Origin of the sequence: Actinomarinicola tropica (genome assembly GCF_009650215.1) — a bacterium.
GTDB classification, from domain to species: Bacteria; Actinomycetota; Acidimicrobiia; order Acidimicrobiales; family SKKL01; genus Actinomarinicola; species Actinomarinicola tropica.
This window is the reverse complement of record NZ_CP045851.1, coordinates 501,625-519,056: the sequence shown is the minus strand read 5'-3', so window position 1 is coordinate 519,056 and position 17,432 is coordinate 501,625. Positions and strand designations below refer to the sequence as shown.

General features: G+C 70.6%; 17 protein-coding genes. 4 read left to right on the top strand and 13 right to left on the bottom strand.

All coding sequences use genetic code 11. The features are described from left to right. Window positions 1-1,017: 1,017 nt before the first annotated feature. Both GH723_RS02620 and GH723_RS02615 read right to left on the bottom strand, forming a co-directional pair. The gene (locus GH723_RS02620; RefSeq protein ID WP_153758188.1) at window positions 1,018-1,503 is read right to left on the bottom strand and encodes a hypothetical protein; all 486 of its coding nucleotides are present in this window, start codon (window positions 1,501-1,503) and stop codon (window positions 1,018-1,020) included. Window positions 1,504-1,505: 2 nt separating this feature from the next. Beyond that, window positions 1,506-3,233 (bottom strand): MFS transporter, encoded by a 1,728-nt coding sequence (locus GH723_RS02615; protein WP_229022989.1) that lies wholly within the window; start codon window positions 3,231-3,233, stop codon window positions 1,506-1,508. On the opposite strand from GH723_RS02615, the gene GH723_RS02610 reads away from it, so the two are divergent. Beyond that, the gene (locus GH723_RS02610; protein ID WP_153758187.1) at window positions 3,232-3,831 is read left to right on the top strand and encodes a TetR/AcrR family transcriptional regulator; all 600 of its coding nucleotides are present in this window, start codon (window positions 3,232-3,234) and stop codon (window positions 3,829-3,831) included. The two genes, GH723_RS02615 and GH723_RS02610, sit on opposite strands and share 2 nt — an antisense overlap. Here GH723_RS02610 and GH723_RS02605 read toward each other — a convergent pair. From GH723_RS02605 to GH723_RS02595, 3 genes are read right to left on the bottom strand one after another with little or no spacing between them, the layout of a single operon-like run. Continuing rightward, window positions 3,828-4,286, bottom strand: a complete 459-nt coding sequence (locus tag GH723_RS02605; RefSeq protein WP_229022988.1) for a PaaI family thioesterase — start codon at window positions 4,284-4,286, stop codon at window positions 3,828-3,830. The genes GH723_RS02610 and GH723_RS02605 overlap by 4 nt on opposite strands. A gap of 11 nt (window positions 4,287-4,297) precedes the next feature. Continuing rightward, on the bottom strand, window positions 4,298-4,972 hold the full coding sequence (locus GH723_RS18670; protein WP_229022987.1) for a PaaI family thioesterase: 675 nt from the start codon (window positions 4,970-4,972) through the stop codon (window positions 4,298-4,300). After that, window positions 4,969-5,385, bottom strand: a complete 417-nt coding sequence (locus GH723_RS02595; RefSeq protein ID WP_229022986.1) for an MMPL family transporter — start codon at window positions 5,383-5,385, stop codon at window positions 4,969-4,971. Before GH723_RS02595 ends, GH723_RS18670 begins: the two co-directional genes overlap by 4 nt. Window positions 5,386-5,568: 183 nt before the next feature. Here GH723_RS02595 and GH723_RS02590 point away from each other — a divergent pair, with 183 nt between their 5' ends. Further along, window positions 5,569-6,819 carry an IS256 family transposase gene (locus GH723_RS02590; RefSeq protein WP_153761041.1) on the top strand — a complete coding sequence of 417 codons (1,251 nt, stop codon included), beginning with the start codon at window positions 5,569-5,571 and terminating at the stop codon, window positions 6,817-6,819. Between the two features lie 72 nt (window positions 6,820-6,891). Next, window positions 6,892-7,110, top strand: a complete 219-nt coding sequence (locus GH723_RS02585; RefSeq protein WP_153758185.1) for a hypothetical protein — start codon at window positions 6,892-6,894, stop codon at window positions 7,108-7,110. Between the two features lie 12 nt (window positions 7,111-7,122). On the opposite strand, the gene GH723_RS02580 is transcribed toward GH723_RS02585, so the two are convergent. Next, window positions 7,123-8,265 carry a nitronate monooxygenase gene (locus tag GH723_RS02580; RefSeq protein WP_153758184.1) on the bottom strand — a complete coding sequence of 381 codons (1,143 nt, stop codon included), beginning with the start codon at window positions 8,263-8,265 and terminating at the stop codon, window positions 7,123-7,125. A 112-nt stretch (window positions 8,266-8,377) separates the two neighbouring features. On the opposite strand from GH723_RS02580, the gene GH723_RS02575 reads away from it, so the two are divergent. After that, window positions 8,378-8,710 (top strand): hypothetical protein, encoded by a 333-nt coding sequence (locus GH723_RS02575; protein WP_153758183.1) that lies wholly within the window; start codon window positions 8,378-8,380, stop codon window positions 8,708-8,710. Window positions 8,711-8,993: 283 nt separating this feature from the next. Here the strand turns inward: GH723_RS02575 and GH723_RS02570 are convergent, their stop codons facing one another. Genes GH723_RS02570 through GH723_RS02540 form a run of 7 tightly spaced genes read right to left on the bottom strand, consistent with a single transcriptional unit; the run spans window position 8,994 to window position 17,407 of the window. After that, window positions 8,994-9,191: a ferredoxin gene (locus GH723_RS02570; RefSeq protein ID WP_153758182.1), complete on the bottom strand. Its 198-nt coding sequence runs from the start codon at window positions 9,189-9,191 to the stop codon at window positions 8,994-8,996. 59 nt (window positions 9,192-9,250) lie between these two features. Beyond that, a complete protein-coding gene (locus tag GH723_RS02565; RefSeq protein ID WP_153758181.1) occupies window positions 9,251-10,042 on the bottom strand; it encodes an enoyl-CoA hydratase/isomerase family protein in 792 nt (263 codons plus the stop codon). After that, on the bottom strand, window positions 10,042-10,830 hold the full coding sequence (locus GH723_RS02560; protein ID WP_153758180.1) for a TIGR03084 family metal-binding protein: 789 nt from the start codon (window positions 10,828-10,830) through the stop codon (window positions 10,042-10,044). The genes GH723_RS02565 and GH723_RS02560 overlap by 1 nt, the downstream gene beginning before the upstream one ends. Window positions 10,831-10,858: 28 nt before the next feature. Next, window positions 10,859-12,046, bottom strand: a complete 1,188-nt coding sequence (locus GH723_RS02555; protein WP_153758179.1) for an acyl-CoA dehydrogenase family protein — start codon at window positions 12,044-12,046, stop codon at window positions 10,859-10,861. A gap of 2 nt (window positions 12,047-12,048) precedes the next feature. Further along, the gene (locus GH723_RS02550; protein ID WP_153758178.1) at window positions 12,049-13,818 is read right to left on the bottom strand and encodes an acyclic terpene utilization AtuA family protein; all 1,770 of its coding nucleotides are present in this window, start codon (window positions 13,816-13,818) and stop codon (window positions 12,049-12,051) included. Further along, window positions 13,818-15,767, bottom strand: a complete 1,950-nt coding sequence (locus tag GH723_RS02545) for an acetyl/propionyl/methylcrotonyl-CoA carboxylase subunit alpha (protein WP_229022984.1) — start codon at window positions 15,765-15,767, stop codon at window positions 13,818-13,820. The genes GH723_RS02550 and GH723_RS02545 overlap by 1 nt, the downstream gene beginning before the upstream one ends. Further along, on the bottom strand, window positions 15,764-17,407 hold the full coding sequence (locus GH723_RS02540) for an acyl-CoA carboxylase subunit beta (protein ID WP_153758177.1): 1,644 nt from the start codon (window positions 17,405-17,407) through the stop codon (window positions 15,764-15,766). The genes GH723_RS02545 and GH723_RS02540 overlap by 4 nt, the downstream gene beginning before the upstream one ends. Between the last annotated feature and the right edge of the window lie 25 nt (window positions 17,408-17,432).

Here is a 17,432-nt window from a genome sequence, read left to right as displayed (position 1 = left end):
AGACCACCTGGTCCGCTACCCACGTGCACATCAAGTGCGCACAATGGGGGGCGTGGAGATCAGTTGCGCGGAATGCCGGTGTGTCGTCAACCGTGGTCACGTCGTCCGGCCTTGCAGGCTCTTCCCCGGATGCTGCTGCCGACACGTCCCGCTCGACTCAGGACACGCCGGCGAAGCCGACGCCTGACCAGGATTCCGCGCGGCTCGCAAGCGCGCCTGGCAACGCCGTGTTCGTTCGCACAGAGGGCTTGTTCGCGTTTTTGCTTGTTCGCATTTGCTTGTTCGCGTTCTGTTCGCGCTCAGGCGCCTCGACAACGAGAGAGGCCCTCCCCGGTCTCCCGGAAAGGGCCTCTGAGCTGGACTTTCGTTGGTGGCGGGGGCGGGATTTGAACCCGCGACCTTCGGGTTATGAGCCAGATGGTCAGGCCCCTCTCCCGTACCTTCCTGTGCCTTCCAGTAGCTCTGAGCTGGGATTTCGCGCATCGGCAGTACCGGTCCGTCCCCTGTTGTACCACCGGGTACCAGCCCGCGGTGTAGAAGAAGGTGTAGAAGCGACGGCTGCGATTCACCGCACGTCGCGGGGCGGTTGGTGACCTTGGACTGGCCGTGACGAGGTGAAGCGTCACGGGACCGCTCCTGGAGTCGACCCGAGTTCGAACCAGACGACCTTCCCGGTGCTGGTGGCGCGGGAACCCAAGCTGCGGGCGAGCGCCTCGAGGGTGAGCAGTCCGCGACCGTTCGCTCGGCTCGGATCGAGGGCGAGCGGTTGGGGCAGTCGGCTCATGGTCGTCGATCTCGATGCGGGTGTCGTCGGCCAGGACGACGCTGATGGTGAACACAGGGGCGAGCGTGGAGGACGGCGTTCGAGGCGACCGCGGACACGAGCAGTTCGAGGTCTCGTGTATCGCAGGACTGCGAAGCTTGGCGGCGGGACCGGCGCTCGGCGCGGGCTCGAAGGTCGTGGTCTGTCCCGGCAACGGTGTGCCCTGCATGTCGCAACCGCAGATCAGGATCGCGTCAGGTTCCGAGCTCGCTGCGAAGGTTGTGGTGGCCGATGCGAACGACGTGGAGCAGGAAGCCGACGACAGCTTGAGGTGTCCGTCTGGGCAAGTCGACGTGGGTCCATACTTCGGTGCCGTGTCCGATCCGAGCTCGCATCGATCCGGAAGCAGTCACTTGGCAGGCGATCGTCCGTAGCGATACGTAGCCACGCAGCTGGCCGGTCGCGGTGACCCCGGTGAGGGTGTGGCACCGGGCTTGGTCGATGAGCTCGGTGTTGACCGCGGCGATCACGAGGTCGTTGGGTGCTCTCGAGATCGTGAGTGTGTGGTGTTCGGTGTCGAGGGTGGCGCCGAACCAGCCGGCGAGCTTGTGGGGATCGTCGAGGTGGGCGCTGATCTCGACGAGGGGCGTGTTCGGGATGATGACGGCTTCGTCGATGGTCGGCCCGGTGCCTTCGACCTTGTAATGGGCCCATGGCCAGTCGAAGCGCCCGGACGTCATGGTTACCCGCTGGTGTCGGCTGGTTCGGGTGTGTGCAGCCGCGGTTCGGCTTCGGCGGCGGTCTTGGGTCCGCGTACCGCCGTGAAGATCGCGGCGGCGACGCTGATCCCGGCGGCGAGGAGCAGGGCGGGGGTCATGCCGTCGACGAACGCCTGCCGGGCCGACTCGACGAGTACTCCGCCACCGTCTCCCATCTGTCCGGCGACCGCGAGCGCGCCGCCGATGCCTTCGCTGACGGGATGTGCGACGTCGGGGGGAAGGGCTGCGGTGGCGGGTTCGATGTTGGCCCTGTAGGCGGAGTTGAGGACTGAGCCGATGAGGGCGATGCCGACGGCGCCGCCCATCTCGCGGACGGTGTCGTTGAGCGAGGAGGCGACGCCTTGCTTCTCCTCGGGGAGCGAGGAGGTGATGGCAGCGGTGGAGGGGCTCATCGCGAGGCCGACGCCGGCACCGAGGATGATCGCGCCCGGAAGGACGGTGAGGTAGCCGCCGTCGGGGTCGGCTTGGAGGGCGAAGACGACGAGACCGGTGGCCATGGCGAGCATGCCGGTGACGAGGGTGCGCCGGAACCCGAAGCGGTCCGCGATGGTGGGGGCGATCGTGGACAACGGCATCATCATGACCGCCATGGGCAGGAGCCCCGATGCGGCTTTGAGGGCGCTGTAGCCGAGGATGGCTTGGAGGTACTGCACGAGCACGAGGAACAGGGAGAACATCACGGCGAAGACGACGAACAGGTTGACGGATCCGGACGCAAGGCCGCGGAGCGCGAAGATGCGAACGTCGAGGAGCGGGTGGTCGCGGCGCAGTTCGACGACGACGAACGCGATCGACGCGGCGATGCCGGCGGTGATCGCGGCGATGGTGACGGGCGCGGTCCAGCCCTGTTCGGGGCCCTCGTGGAAGGCGAGCACCAGCCCGCCGACAGCGACGACCGAGAGCAGCGAGCCGACGACATCGAAGCCGGCCTCGGTGTGCTCGACGGAGTGCGGCACGAACGCGGCGGTGAGGGCGAAGGAGATCGCAGCGAGGGCGATGGGGAGGGCGAACACCCACGGCCAGGTCGCGTTGTCGATGATGGCGGCGGACACGAACAGGCCGATGATGCCGCCGGCGCCTGCGAACCCGGCCCAGGTACCGATGGCCTTGGCCTGCTCTTCGCGGGGGAAGCTGGTCGTGATGACCGACAGGGTGACCGGCATGACCATGGCTGCGGCGACGCCGGCGAGGACTCGGAGCCCGATGAGCATCCCGGGATCGGTCGCGAACGCAGACGCGAGGTTCGTGGCGCAGAACGCGACGAGTCCGATCATGAGGATCGGTTTGCGTCCCCACCGATCACCGATGGCCCCGACGGGCAGGAGGAGCGCGGCGAGCGCAAGGGTGTAGCCGTTGATGATCCACAGCAGCTGGCTCTGGGTGCCGCCGAGGTCCTCGGCGAGGGCCTGCTGGGCGACGTTGAGCCCCGACACCGAGGCGACGACGGCGACGAGGGCGACACACATCGCAGCGAGGATGAGCCGCCGTCGCCCGCTGCTCTCCACGATGATCTCGTGCTCGACGATGTCGAGGTCGGAGACATGGCCGACGTCCTCGGTCGGATCCGGCTTGGCGATCGTCAACGGGCTCTCCTCGTCGCAGGGCGGATCCTGTCCGGCCCAATCTACGACACCCTGTTCCTTACAGGACAACTCGTCCTGTACCGAGCGTCGGCGGTAGGTTCTCGGCATGGTGCCCGATGTCGATGTGGATCCCCGGGTGGTGCGCACACGGCGCGATGTGCTCGCCGCCGCCCGCGAGGTGTTGCTCGAGGAAGGGTGGGAGCGGGTGACCGTCAGCCGGGTCGCAGACCGCAGTGGGTACGCGCGCACGACGCTCTACCGGCATTGGCCTCAGCGGCTGGACCTGCTGCGGGACCTGATCGGTGAGGAGGCGCGGCTGGTGCACACGACACCTGCGGGCGATCTGCGGTCCGATCTGATCGCGGAGCTGGAGGCGTTCCGGGTTGCGGTGACGTCATCGGGGCTGGGCCGGGTGATGATCGCGATCGGTCAGCAGGCCCGCGACGACGCCGAGCTCGCGGACCTGAACCGGGCGATGAGGGCCGACGGGGCCGGTGTGCTCGAGGAGATCGTGGCGGCAGGGGTCGAGCGGGGCGAGCTCGGCGGGCGGGTGGAATCCGGCGTGGCGGTCGCGCGGCTGGTGGGGCCGGTGCTGTTCGGGTACCTCTTCGAGGGCGACGCCGGGCTGGACCGGCGGTTCGTGGAGTCGGTGGTCGACTGGTTTCTCCTCGCCGCTGCCGCGCCAGCGGGCCAGCCCCGCCACTAGCGGTCCCCGTCGGGCTGACGGGGTTGGGCGATCAGCACGGTGCCTTGGGCGAGGCCGCAGAGTCGGCCGTCGTTGTCGACTTCGACCTGGACGACGGCGGTGCGGCGGGTGAGCGACACGATGGTGGAGCGGGCGGTAAGGGTGCCGTCGCGGACCGCGGCGAGGAGGTTGAGCTTGAACTCGGTGGTGGCGGCCCATCGGCCGCGTTCGATGACGGGGTACAGCACGGCGCCGAGGACGTGGTCGACGAGGGCGGAGAGGACGCCGCCGTGGAGGGTCCCGAAGGGGTTGAGGAGGTCGGGGCGGACGTCCAGCTCGGCGGTCATGACGGCCGGACCGACGTGGGTGGTGCGGATGCCGAGGTAGGTCGGCAGGCCGTCCAGCTGACCGGCCATGGCGGTCATCGCGGCCGCGGTCTCGGTGTCGTAGCGGTCGGGGGTGACGGGCTCGGGCATGGTGGGCTCGTTCAGTCGGCGGGGTCGTTGGCGAACTTGGTGAGGTCGACGGCGAGGAAGAGGGCTTCCGCTCGGACGAACGTGCCTTGGTCGGATTCGCCGTGGGCTTCGATCCAGAGCTTGCGGTCGGCTCGGTCGCGCAGCGAGGCGGTGACCCGCAGCTCTTGGTGGAGGGGCGCGGGGGCGACGTAGTCGATGTTGAGGTTGGCGGTGTAGGCCAGCTCACCGATGATCGGGAGCACGTAGCCCATGGTCTCGTCGAGGATGGCGGCGACGACGCCGCCATGGGCTCGGCCGGGGGCGCCTTCGAACGCCGGGCCGAGGGTGGTGGTGGCGGTGACGGCGTCGCCGTGGCGGCGGACCTCGAGGCCGATGCCCATCGGGTTGGTGCGCCCGGACACGATCGAGTCGCGGAACATGTCCATGGGGTTGCCGTCAGCGCCGATCGGTTCGAGCCGGCCGCCGTTGAGCAGGGCGGCGAATCGGGGGTTGGCGGCCATCTCCGCGGTGCGGTCGCGGGCGGGCCGGGCTTCGGCCTCGGCGGCGAGCGAGTCGGCGGTCGCTGCGACGCGGTTGGCGAGGTCGATGTCGATGCGGTGGCCGAGGAGTCTGTGGCCGAGGCGTTGGAGGGCGGTGGCCATGCGGGTGCGGGCGTCGAGCTCTTCGGTGGTCTCGTCGAGGTTCATGGGATGGGTTCCTTGTGGAGGAGCTGGTCGGTGTCGTCGCCGGGCAGCCGGTGGGGTGGAGCGGTTGGTGGCAGGGCGGTATCGCCTTCGATGTCGAAGTGGGGTAGGGCGCGGTCGAGCCACCCGGGGAGCCACCAGTTGCGGGACCCGAGCAGGGTCATGGTGGCGGGGACGACGACCATGCGGATGATCGTGGCATCGAGGGCGACGGCGATGGCGAGCCCGAAGCCGAACATCTTGATCTCGGGCGTGTCGCCGAGGACGAAGGACGCGAAGACGCTGATCATGATGAGCGCGGCGGCGGTGATGACCCGGGCGGACACGGCGATGCCGTGGACGACGCTGCCGGTGGCGTCGCCGGTGGCGACCCAGTCCTCGCGGACGCGGGAGAGGATGAACACCTCGTAGTCCATCCACAGCGGGAGTGTCGGATCAACGGTGCAACTGTCCTGGCCTGACATGCTGGGCTCCGGGTGGAGTCTGGCCAGGAAGGACAGACCATGACCGATGCCGATGAGGTGACCGTACCTGCGGTCGCCGACGACATCGACGAAGCGGCCGGCGCGGAGCCTGCCGAAGGCCGGGACGGGTTCGTGTTGCCCGAACCGGTCGACGTCGTCGGTGACGCTCGTCGAGCGTTCGCGGAACAGCTGGTCGAGGAGGCCAAGGCGAAGGGCCAGCAGCTCGTTGGCCCCGACGGTGTGCTCGCCGAGATCACCAAGCTGGTGCTCGAGACCGGGGTGGAGGTCGAGCTGTCGGAGCATCTCGGCTATGACAAGCACGACCCGGCCGGGCGCAATGGCGGCAACTCTCGGAACGGGACCCGGTCCAAGACGGTGATCACCGACATCGGCCCGGTGACGATCGACGTGCCTCGCGATCGTGACGGCACGTTCGAGCCTGCGACGGTCCGCAAGCGCCAGCGCCGACTCGAAGGGGTCGACGCGATGGTGTTGTCGTTGTGGGCGAAGGGCCTCACGACCGGAGAGATCTCCGCGCATCTGGCCGAGGTCTACGGGACGCAGGTGTCCAAGACGATCTCGAAGATCACCGACGCGGTGATCGAGGAGATGAGCGACTGGCTGCTGCGGCCGCTCGAGGCGGTGTATCCGGTGATCTTCATCGACGCGATCCACGTGAAGGTCCGCGATGGCCAGGTCGCCAACCGGGCCTTCGACGTGGCGATCGGCGTGACCGTCGACGGCAAGCGCGACATCCTCGGCATCCGGCCCTCCAACGGCGCCGAGGGCGCGAAGTTCTGGCTCGGTGTCTTGACCGAGATCAAGAACCGCGGCGTCGGCGACGTGTGCATCGTGGTGTGCGACGGCCTGAAGGGTCTGCCCGACGCGATCACCACGACCTGGCCCCGAGCGGTCGTGCAGACCTGTGTGCTGCACCTGCTGCGCAACACGTTCCGGCTCACGTCGCGGGCCGACTGGGACCGCCTCGCCAAGGACCTCCGGCCGATCTACACCGCGGTCAACGAGGACGAGGCGCGGGGCCGGCTCGAGGAGTGCTGCGACAAGTGGGGGAAGTATCCGGCGATCCGCACGATGTGGGAGTCGGCGTGGCCCGAGTTCGTGCCGTTCCTCGACTACGAGACCGAGATCCGCCGGGTGATCTACTCCACGAACGCCATCGAGAGCCTGCACGCCCGCATGCGACGAGCGACCCGGGCCCGCGGGCACTTCCCGAACGAGCAGGCCGCGATGAAGTGCCTCTACCTTGTCGTCCGATCCCTCGACCCGACCGGCAAAGGCGCCCACCGCTGGATGAACCGATGGAAGCCCGCACTCAACGCCTTCGCCATCACCTTCGAAGGCCGGCTCTTCCCTACCGATCAATGACAACCGCCAGTGCCAGTTACACCATTATCCGGACAGTCCCTTCGTGACTGCTCGGGTTATTACGGCGGGCTGTTGGCGTTGATCGGCGAGATGGCGTTCACCGGTGAGCTGTCCCTGCGTTACGAAGGGCCGTGCCCCATGGGCGTCCCCCTCCAGTTCCGCGCCTGGCTCGATCGACGAGAGGGACGCAAGCTCCATCTGCGTTGCACCGGCACCGCGCAAGGGGAGGTGTTCGTTCGCTCGGCCGCGGTCTTCATCGCCGTCGACCTGGAGCGGTTCCGGGCGCAGTGAACTCCGAGGAGCTCAGGCGCTGGTTTCCGCTGCCTCCTCGGCGAAGCGGAGTACGACGTCGGCGTACTCCTCGACCATGTCGAGGACGACCTGACCGGCCTTCTTGGAGACGTTCATCTGGCCCACGACCTGACCGACGAAGTAGGTGGCCAGCTCCTGTGCACCAGAACCGGGCGTGTTGGCCGCCCGGTTGATCCGCGCCTGCGCCTCCGAGACGAGCAGCGGCTGCAGGGGCATGCCGAGCGGGCCCGGCCCATCGGGACGCTCCCACTCCTCGGTCCACTTGGTCTTGAGCATGCGCGCCGGCTTGCCGGTGATGGAGCGTGAACGCACCGTGTCCTTGGACCGGGCGGCCAGGTACTTCTCCTTGATGACCGGTTGCGTCTCGGCCTCCTCGGTGGTGAGCCACACCGAGCCGCACCAGATCCCCTGGGCCCCGAGGGCCATGGCGGCGGCCACCTGGCGTCCGTTGCCGATCCCGCCGGCAGCGAGCACCGGGGTGGGAGCCACGGCGTCGACGACCTCGGGCACCAGCACCATGGTCGCGACCTCACCGGTGTGACCGCCGCCCTCGGTGCCCTGGGCGACGATGATGTCGACGCCGATCTCCTGGTGCCGTAGGGCGTGCTCCTTGGTGCCGGCCAGGGCGGCCACGACGACGCCGGCGGCGTGAGCGCGCTCGATCAGGGCGGCGGGAGGGGGCCCGAGGGCACTGGCGATCAGCTTGATGGGATGATCGAAGGCGACGTCGAGGAGGGGCTCGTAGCCCTTCGGGGACACGTTCATGCCGCCGAGCCGCGACACCGCCTCCCGCTGCTCGTCGTCGAGCTGGGGCACCTGGTACCGGGCCATGATGTCGTCGACGAAGGCCTGCTGCTCGGCGGGGAGCAGCTGTCGCAAGGCGTCCCGGTCGAGGCCTCCCTGGTCCGCGCCCTCGTACTTCTGGGGCAGCAGCAGGTCGACCCCGTAGGGCTTGCCGCCGACGTGCTCGTCGATCCAGGTGAGGTCGATCTCGAGCTGCTCGGGTGTGTGGGCGACGGCGCCCAGCACTCCGAAGCCCCCGGCGTTGGTCACCGCCGCGACCACGTCGCGGCAGTGACTGAACGCGAGGATCGGGTACTCGATGCCGAGCATGTCGGCGACTGCGGTCTTCATGGGCTCGTCCTCCCGGTTGGCGATGTCGCTCAGAAGGTAATCGGCACGCAGCGCGGGCCGCGCACTTGACCGCCCGTCCAGGTGACCGCATCGGGATCGGAGAGACGCTGAAGTGCTCGTCGATGAGCGAGTGGGCCAGGGCCCGGGTGATGGGCGTCATCTTGTCGATGGCCGACGGGCCGAACGCCGGCAGCAGGAGCCGCCGGGCCAGGTGTGGAAGGGCGGGTCCGAGCTGATCGGCGGCACGGGGATGACGTCGTTCATGGGCACGTCGAAAGGGCGAGACCACGGCGATGTCCCGGGAGGCGAACCGCTCGACGTCGTGGGCGATGGCGGCCAGGTCCTCGTACCGGACCGGCAGCCACGTGCGCTGGCGCCGCTCGGTGAACGCGATGGGGCAGCGCTCGCGCTGCTCGGCCAGCGGGACGCGGGGTCGACCACGTAGCCGGGCTCGAAGATGTCGAAGTCCGTCGCCCAGTCGGTGACCGGGCCGAGGGAGTCCTCGACGCTCTCGCGCAGGTGCAGGTCGGTGTCGGCGGCGTCGGTCATGTCAGGCGTCCCCCTTGCAGGTGCATCAAAGGGACATAGTAGACAGGCGACAGGCATGAGACAAGCCATGTCGCGTGTCGCGATATGAGGGCACGGAACCCGGACCGAGCGCGACGCAGCCTGGGCACGGAGCCCAGGCTGCTCGAGGTCTTCCGACAGGCGGCCGAGGGCCGCTCGGATCAGTCGTCGGTGAAGGTGATGGCGTACTCGGGGCAGTTGTCGACCGCGAGCTGCGCGGCCTCCTCCTGCCCGGGCGGCACGACGCCGTCGTTCTTGGTCCACGCGGTGCCGTACTTGTCGACCTCGAACAGGTCGGGGGCGAGGACGACGCACCGGTTGTGTCCCTGGCACTTCTCCTGGTCAACGTGAACGCGCATGTCCGGACCCTAGCCCTCCTCGTGGTACATGGTGCGAATCCTGCCCAATGTCGCGTTGGTCACGACCCGCTCCCCCGTCGACGTGAGAACGAGGGGGTCCGCTTCTCGAGGAAGGCGGTCATCCCCTCACGCGCCTCGTCGGTGGTGAACAGCCGGGCCGACATCTCCGACGTCCAGGCGAACGCCTCGTCGGTGGGCAGCTGCGGGACCCGAGCCAGCAGCTCCTTGGCCGCGGCCAGGCCGGCCGGGGACGCGGCCAGCAGGTCGTCGACCACCGCGTCGACCTCGGCGTCGAGGCGCTCCGGAGGCACGGCGGCGTTGATCAGGCCCATCTCCGCCGCCTCCTTGCCGCTGAAGCGGTTGCCGCGCAGGAACGTGGCCCGGGCGTCCGCGGTGCGCAGTTTGGGCAGGCACACCACGGAGATCACCGCCGGAGCGACGCCGATGCGCACCTCGGTGAAGCCGAACTTGGCCTCCTCATGGGCGATGGAGATGTCCATGGCCGCCGCCAGCCCCATGCCTCCCGCCACGCAGTGGCCGGCGATGCGACCCACGTAGGGCTTGGGCGAGCGGGCGAAGCGCCCGAACAGGTGCGTGGGGCTGGACACCGCGGCCGGGGCGGGCTCGTCGGAGCCGGACCCGGAGGAGCGCTCCGACAGGTTGGCGCCGGCGCAGAACGCCGACCCCTCGTTGGTGAGGACGATGACGCGGACGTCGTCGTCGGCCTCGGCCGCCTCGAAGGCCTGGATCATCTCGGTGATGAGCTGGCGGCCGAGGGCGTTGCGGTGCTGCTCGTCGCAGAGGGTGACGGTGCAGACGCCGTCGCGGGTCTCGGATCGGACGACGGCCATCAGCGGGCCCTCCTCGGGGCCGGGCCCTCGGTGGGCGGGCCGGCGTAGGCCTGGGCCTTGCGCAGCCAGTCGAGGGCGATGTCGCCCTCGACGACGAGGTCGGTGTCGTCGAGGTGGCGGCGCTGGGTCACCACCTGGCAGAAGTGCTCGGCCGGGCCGCGCACCGTGGCCTCGGCACCCTCGGGGCCGAACGTCCACGGCTCGCCGCCGCCGGGCGGGTCGAGCTCGACCCGGACGTCGCCGGGTGGCACCTCCTCGCCCCGGTTGGCGTAGGTCCAGCCACGGGTGATGAACCCGATCTGGGCCACGTGGCGGAGACGGTCGGTGGGCGGGCGGTCGCCGCCCACCGCGTCGACCACGTCGGTGCCGTGGGCCCAGCACTCCATGAGCCGGGCGGTGAGGAACGACTTGGCGCTCATCGACGGCCCGTACCACGGCACCCGCTGGCCGTCCTGCAGGGTGGTGGCCGCCTCGAGCAGCTCAGCCCGTCCGGCGCGCCACCGCTCGAGCAGCTCCGCGGGCGTCAGGTCGCGGAACAGGGTGAGCCGCTCCATGTCGCCGCCCGAGGCCATGAGCTCCTCCAGCGCGGCCTGGAAGGCGTCGGCGTCGGTGATGGCCAGCTTGGCCGTGCCGTCGAAGTAGGTGAGGTGGCCGATCTGGTCGCGCACCGACCAGCCGGGGCTGGCGGTGGGCGTGTCCCATCGCTCGGGCGGCAGGTCGGCGACCACGGCGTCGAGCGAGTCCTGCTCGGCGCGCAGGTCGGCGGTGATGGAGGCGAGGTCGGTCATCGGGTCTCCTCCCGATCGGGGGCGGCGCTCATCGGTCGACCCGCGGCTCGCGGGGCAGGCCGAGCACGAGCTCGCCGATGATGTTCCGCTGGATGGCGAACGTGCCGCCGCCGATGGTGAGCGCCGGCGAGAACAGGAACCCGTAGTGCCACACCGGGTGCACGTCGGGGAACTGCTTACTGTCGAGGTTGATCTCGGTGGCGCCGGTGCGGGCGTCCTCGGGCACCGGCCCGGGCGGCCCGGAGCCCTCGAGCACGCCGGCGGTGCCGGCCAGGTCCTTGGCCAGCTCCATGACGTGCTGGCCGTGCTCGTCGGCCATGGCCTTCTGGATGGACGCCTCCGGCCCCGGGGTCTGGCCCTTCAGCCGGGCCGACAGGGTGCGGAGCCGGTTGAGGCGCAGCACCTCGGCCTCGCAGTGCAGGGCGGCGAGGCGCTGGCGCAGCAGCGGGTCGTCGACGCCGCCCTGGGCCCGGACCAGGTCGATGAGGTCGGCGGCCGACGGGCCGGCACCCCACAGCGAGCCGGCCGAGGACAGCATCACCCGCTCGTTGGAGAGGGTGACCTTGGTGAGGCGCCACCCGTCGTTCTCCTGGCCGACCAGGTTCTCGGCGGGCAGGCGCACGTCCTCGAAGAACACCTGGTTGAACGAATGGGCCGTCGTCATGTCGATGATCGGCTCGAGCGTCATGCCCGGCAGGTCCATGGGGCAGATGAAGTAGCTGATGCCGCGGTGCGTGGGGGCCTCGGTGTCGGTGCGGGCGATGAGGATCCCGTAGCGGCTGTGGTGGCCGCCGCTGGTCCAGATCTTGGAGCCGTTGACGATGTAGCTGTCGCCGTCGCGCACCGCCCGGGTGCGCAGCGACGCCAGGTCGGAGCCGGCGTCGGGCTCGGAGAACAGCTGGCACCACTGGTCCTCGCCGCTGAGGATGCGGGGCAGGTAGGTCTGCTTCTGCTCCTCGGTGCCGGCCAGCAGGATGGTGGGCGCGGCCCAGCCGATGCCGATGCCGGCCGGCCGCCGGACGCCGGCCCGGTGCAGCTCCTCGTCGATGATGAGCTGGTGCATGGGGTCGGCCTCGAAGCCCCACGGCGCCGGCCAGTGCGGCACCACGTAGCCGGCCTCGGCCAGCTCGGCGCCGGACGCGTTCGGGTGCTCGTCCAGCCAGCGCCGGACCTCGATGCGGCGGGGGTCGTCGTCGGGGGGCAGGTCGAAGTCCATGGTCAGCGTCCTTCCAGGAGTGCGGTGGGAATGTCGACGTGGCGGGCGCGCAGCCATTCGCCTAGGCTCTTGGCCTGCGGGTCCTTGCGGGTCGACGCGGCCACGCCCTCCTCGAGCAGGCCGTGGATCACGAAGTTGAGGGAGCGGAACGACGCCAGCCGGTGCCGGTCGATGCGCAGTGGGGCCGCCTCGGGCAGCAGCTCGGCCAGCTTCTCGGCGGTGAGGAACTGATCGAGCCACGCCCACGCCTCGTCGGTGCGGGCGAACACGCCGAGGTTGGCGTTGCCGCCCTTGTCGCCGGAGCGGGCGCCGAGGATCGTCCCGATCGGGGCCCGGACGGTGTCGCCGCTCGGCGCCTCGGCCGACGGGCCGGGGCGGGCCTCGACCGTGACGTCGCCAGCGGGTGCGGTGGACTCGACCACGGTGCGGCTCCCGCCGCCGAGCACGACGACGTGCTGGGGCACGAGGTCGGCGGGCACCACGGCGGGGCGGTACACCCCGTAGGGGCGGGCGTGCTGATCGCCGCCGCCGAGGCCGGTGAAGCCGGGGATGGTGGACAGCCCGAGCTCGACCGTGGCGTCGAAGACGGCCCGGCCGACCTTGCGCTCGTCGGGGTCCTTGAGCGACAGCCGCCACTGGGCCATCGCCTCCTCGTTGGTCTCCGGGTCCTCCTTGTCGGTGCGCACCAGGCGGGTGCTCACCGACGCGTAGTCCTCGGGCGAGTACGGCAGAACCTCCCAGAACGCGGCCTCGATCAGCGCCGCCTTCGCCTCGATGTCGAGGCCGACCAGGGCGACGCCGACCTCGTTGCGGAAGCCGCCGAGCTCGTTCATCGCCACCTTGAGCGTGGGGGGCGGGGGCTCGCCCTTGGTCCCGCTGATGCGCACCCGGTCGGGGCCGGTCTGCTCCAGCTCGATGGTGTCGAAGCGGGCGGTGACGTCGGGGCCGAGGTAGGCCGGCGACGCGATCTCGTACAGCAGCTGCGACGTCACGGTGCCCACCGAGACCTCGCCGCCGGTGCCGTCGTGCTTGCCGATCACCGTCGAGCCGTCGGCCGCGATCTCCGCCCACGGGAACCCGGTGCGGGTCAGCCCCTGCACCTCGGTGAAGAACGAGTAGTTGCCGCCCGTGGCCTGGGTGCCGCACTCGATGACGTGGCCGGCGACCACGGCGCCGGCGAGGGCGTCCCAGTCGTCGCGGGCCCAGCCGTGGTGCCACGCCGCCGGCCCGCACACGACCGCGGCGTCGGTGGTGCGGCCGGTGACGACGATGTCGGCTCCGGCGTTCAGCGCCTCGACGATACCCCAGCACCCCAGGTAGGCGTTGGCGGTGATGAACCGCGAGATGTCGCCGATGGGCTCGCCGGTGTCGAAGTGGGCGAGGTCGATGCCCGCGGCCACCAGCTCGTCGAGGCGGCCGAGGATGTCGTCGCCGCTCACGTAGGCGATGGTGGGCGACAGGCCGAGCTTGTCGGCCACCTCGGCCACCGCGTCGGCGCAGCCGTCGGGATCGAGGCCACCGGCGTTGGAGACCACCTTGATGCCCTGGTCGAGGCAGGTGCCCATGACCTGCTCCATCTGGGCGACGAAGCTGCGGGCGTAGCCGCCGTTCGGGCGCTTGGCCCGGGTGCGCTGGAGGATCAGCATGGTGAGCTCGGCCAGCCAGTCGCCGGTGAGCACGTCGATCGGGCCGCCCTCGACCATCTCGCGGGCCGCCGACAGGCGGTCGCCGTAGAAGCCGGAGCAGTTGGCGATGCGGATCGGGTCGGCCATCAGGCGTCCCCTCCTTCCTCGTCGGCGTCGATCACGAGCAGCGTCGCGCCGTTGTCGACCTGGTCGCCGGCGGCGACCCGGATCTCGGACACCACGCCGGCGACGGGCGCGCGGACGTGGTGCTCCATCTTCATGGCCTCGAGCACCACCAGCACCTGGCCGGCCTCGACCCGGTCGCCGACGGCGCAGCGCACGTCGAGCACCGCGCCCGGCATCGGGGCGTGGAGGCCGCCGCCGGTGAGATCGGCGCCCGGGGGCACGAACCGCGGGACGACCTGGAACGAGACCGTCCCCGTCGGGACCTGCACGTGGACGGCGTCGGCGACGGCGGTGACCCGGGCGTGGCGCCGGCGGCCGTCGACCTCGACGTCGATCCCGGTGGGCGACCAGGCGTGGATCCGGGCCGTGCCCTCCCCCACCGCGAACGAGCCGTCGCGGCGGGACTGGTAGGTGACCTCGACGTCGTGGTCGCCGTGGCGGAGCACGACCCGCTCGGGCGGCATGGGCGAGTTGCGCCAGCCGCTCGGCAGGCTGGCGAGCACGCCCGCCTCGACGCGGTTGCGGCCCTGGATCCACAGGGCGGCGGCCACGGCGGCGCTCCGGACGCCCTCCTCGTCGAGGACGAGGGCGCGCAGCGGCTCGACCCGCTCGATGAAGTCGGTGGTGGTGTCGCCGGCCAGGAATTCGGGCGTGCGCAGCGTCTCGGCGAGGAAGGCCCGGTTGGTGACCACGCCGCCGAGGTGCAGCCGCTCGAGGGCCAGCGCCAGCCGGCCGGCGGCCTCGGCCCGGGTCGGGCCGTGGGCGACGACCTTGGCCAGCATCGGGTCGAAGTCGACGCCGACGACCGAGCCCTGGGTGACGCCGCTGTCCCAGCGGACGGCCGGGTCGACGGGCTCCTCGTAGGCGACGAGGGCACCGGTGGCCGGCAGGAAGCCCGCCGCCGGGTCCTCGGCGTAGAGGCGGGCCTCGATGGCGTGGCCCGCGAAGGTGACCGCGTCCTGGTCGTGGTCGAGGGTCTCGCCGGCGGCGATGCGCAGCTGCTCGCGCACCAGGTCGATGCCGGTGACCTCCTCGGTGACCGGGTGCTCGACCTGCAGGCGGGTGTTGACCTCGAGGAAGGAGAACTCCCGGCGGTCCTCGTCGTAGAGGAACTCGACCGTGCCCGCCGAGCGGTAGCCGAGGGTGCGGGCCAGCTTCAGCGCCGACTCCCCCATGGCCGCCCGCTGCTCGGCGTCGATGACCGGGGACGGCGACTCCTCGATCACCTTCTGGTGGCGGCGCTGGATGGAGCACTCGCGCTCGCCCAGGTGGATGAGGTTGCCGTGCTCGTCGCCGAGGATCTGGATCTCGATGTGGCGGGCCCGCGGCACGTAGCGCTCGAGGAAGACGCGGTCGTCGCCGAAGGCGCCCTTGGCCTCGCGTTGGGCGGCGGCCACGGCCTCGGCCAGGTCGGCCTCGGACTCCACGATGCGCATGCCCTTGCCGCCACCGCCCGCCGCCGCCTTGACCAGCAGCGGGAACCCGACGTCGCCCACCGTGGCGGGGTCGTCGGAGGAGGGCAGGGTGGGCACCCCGGCCTCGATGGCGATGTTCTTGGCCGCCAGCTTGTCGCCCATCGACTCGATGACCTCGGGCGTCGGACCGACCCAGGCGATGCCGGCGTCGATGACGGCCCGGGCGAACCCGGCGTTCTCCGACAGGAAGCCGTAGCCGGGGTGGATGGCGTCGGCGCCCGCAGCCCGGGCGGCGGCCACGACCGCCGCCGGGTCGAGGTAGCCGCCGTCGGGGAGGCGGACGGCCTCGTCGGCCTCGGTGACGAAGGGCGCGCCCGCATCGGCGTCGACGTAGACGGCGATGCAGCGCATGCCCATGGCCCGGGCCGTACGGAACACCCGCCGGGCGATCTCGCCGCGGTTGGCGACGAGGACGGAGGAGAGGGAGCGGGTCACAGGCGGAACACCCCGTAGCTGGCGGCGCCCTCGATGGGGCGGTTGCGGACGGCGGACAGGGTGAGGCCAAGCACCGTGCGGGTGTCGCGCGGATCGATGATCCCGTCGTCGCTGATGGCCCCGGTGGCGACCAGGGCGAGCGATCCCTTCTCCTGGGCGTCCTCGACCATGGCCACGATGGCGGCGTCCTGCTCCTCGTCGAAGGGCTCCCCCTTGCGAGCGGCCTGGCCCCGGCGGACGATCGACATGACGCCGGCGATCTGCTTCGGGCCCATGACGGCGATCTTGGCCGTGGGCCACAGGAACGTGAACCGGTTGCCGAAGGCGCGGCCCGACATCCCGTACGTGCCGGCCCCGTAGCTCGAGCCGATGATGACCGTGAGGTGCGGCACCGTGGAGTTGGTGACCGCGTTGATCATCTGCGAGCCCTTCTTCACGATGCCCGCGGCCTCGAAGTCCTTGCCGACCATGAAGCCGGTGATGTTCTGGAGGAACACCAGCGGCGTGTCGATCTGGTTGCACAGCTGGATGAAGTGCGCGGCCTTCTGGGCGGAGTCCGGGTAGATCACGCCGTTGTTCCCGAGGATGCCCACCGGGTAGCCGTGGATCTCGGCCCAGCCGCAGATCATCGACGGCCCCCACCGGGGCTTGAACTCCTCGAACCGGGAGCCGTCCACGCTGCGGGCGATCACGTCACGCACGTCCACCGGCTGGCGCAGGTCCCGGCTGACCAGCCCGAGCAGCTCCTCGGGGTCGTGGATCGGCGGGTCGCCGGGACCGGTCGACTCGGGTCCGGGCTTGGCGACATCGAGATGGGACACGACCTCGCGGCACAGGCGCAGGGCGTCCATCTCGTCCTCGGCGAAGTAGTCGCCGAGGCCGGACACCTCGGCGTGCAGCGCGGCACCGCCCAGGGTTTCGTCGTCGGACTCCTCGCCCGTGGCCATCTTCACCAGCGGCGGGCCGGCGAGGAAGACCTTCGACTGCTCCTTGATGACGATGACGTAGTCGGAGAGGCCGGGCTGGTAGGCGCCGCCGGCCGTCGAGGAGCCGAACACGACGCATACCGACGGGATGCCGAGCTTCGACAGCTCGATCATCTCGTAGAACGGCCGGCCGGACTCGGCGAAGTGGGTGGTCTGGGTCTTCGGCCCGCTGCTGCCCGCCCCGCCCATGCGCAGGTCGGCGCCGGCCGACTCCACGAAGCTGATGTAGGGCATGTGGTTGTCGCGGGCGATCTCGATGGCCCGCGACCACTTCTTGCCCGCGTAGGGGGTCAGGGCCCCGCCGAGCACGGAGGGGTCGTTGCCCATGATCACGCACTCGACGCCGGCGATGACGCCGATGCCGACGACCATGCCGCCGCCGACGGTGTAGTCCGAGCCGTAGCCGGCGAGCGCCGAGATCTCGAGAAAGGGCGTGTCGGGGTCGAGCACGTTGGCGATTCGCTCGCGGATCGGCATCTTGCCGCGCGAGCGCATCCGGGCGATCGACGCCTCGCCGCCGCCGGCCTCGGCCTCGGCCAGGAGCTGATCGATGACCTCGAGCTGCTCGAGGACGTCGGCTCGGTTCTTGGCGAACTGCTCGCTGGTGGTGTCGACGCCGGACGGCAGCGGCGGCGCCAGCAACGGTGATCTCATGTTCGGTGCACCTCGGGGGCGGGTT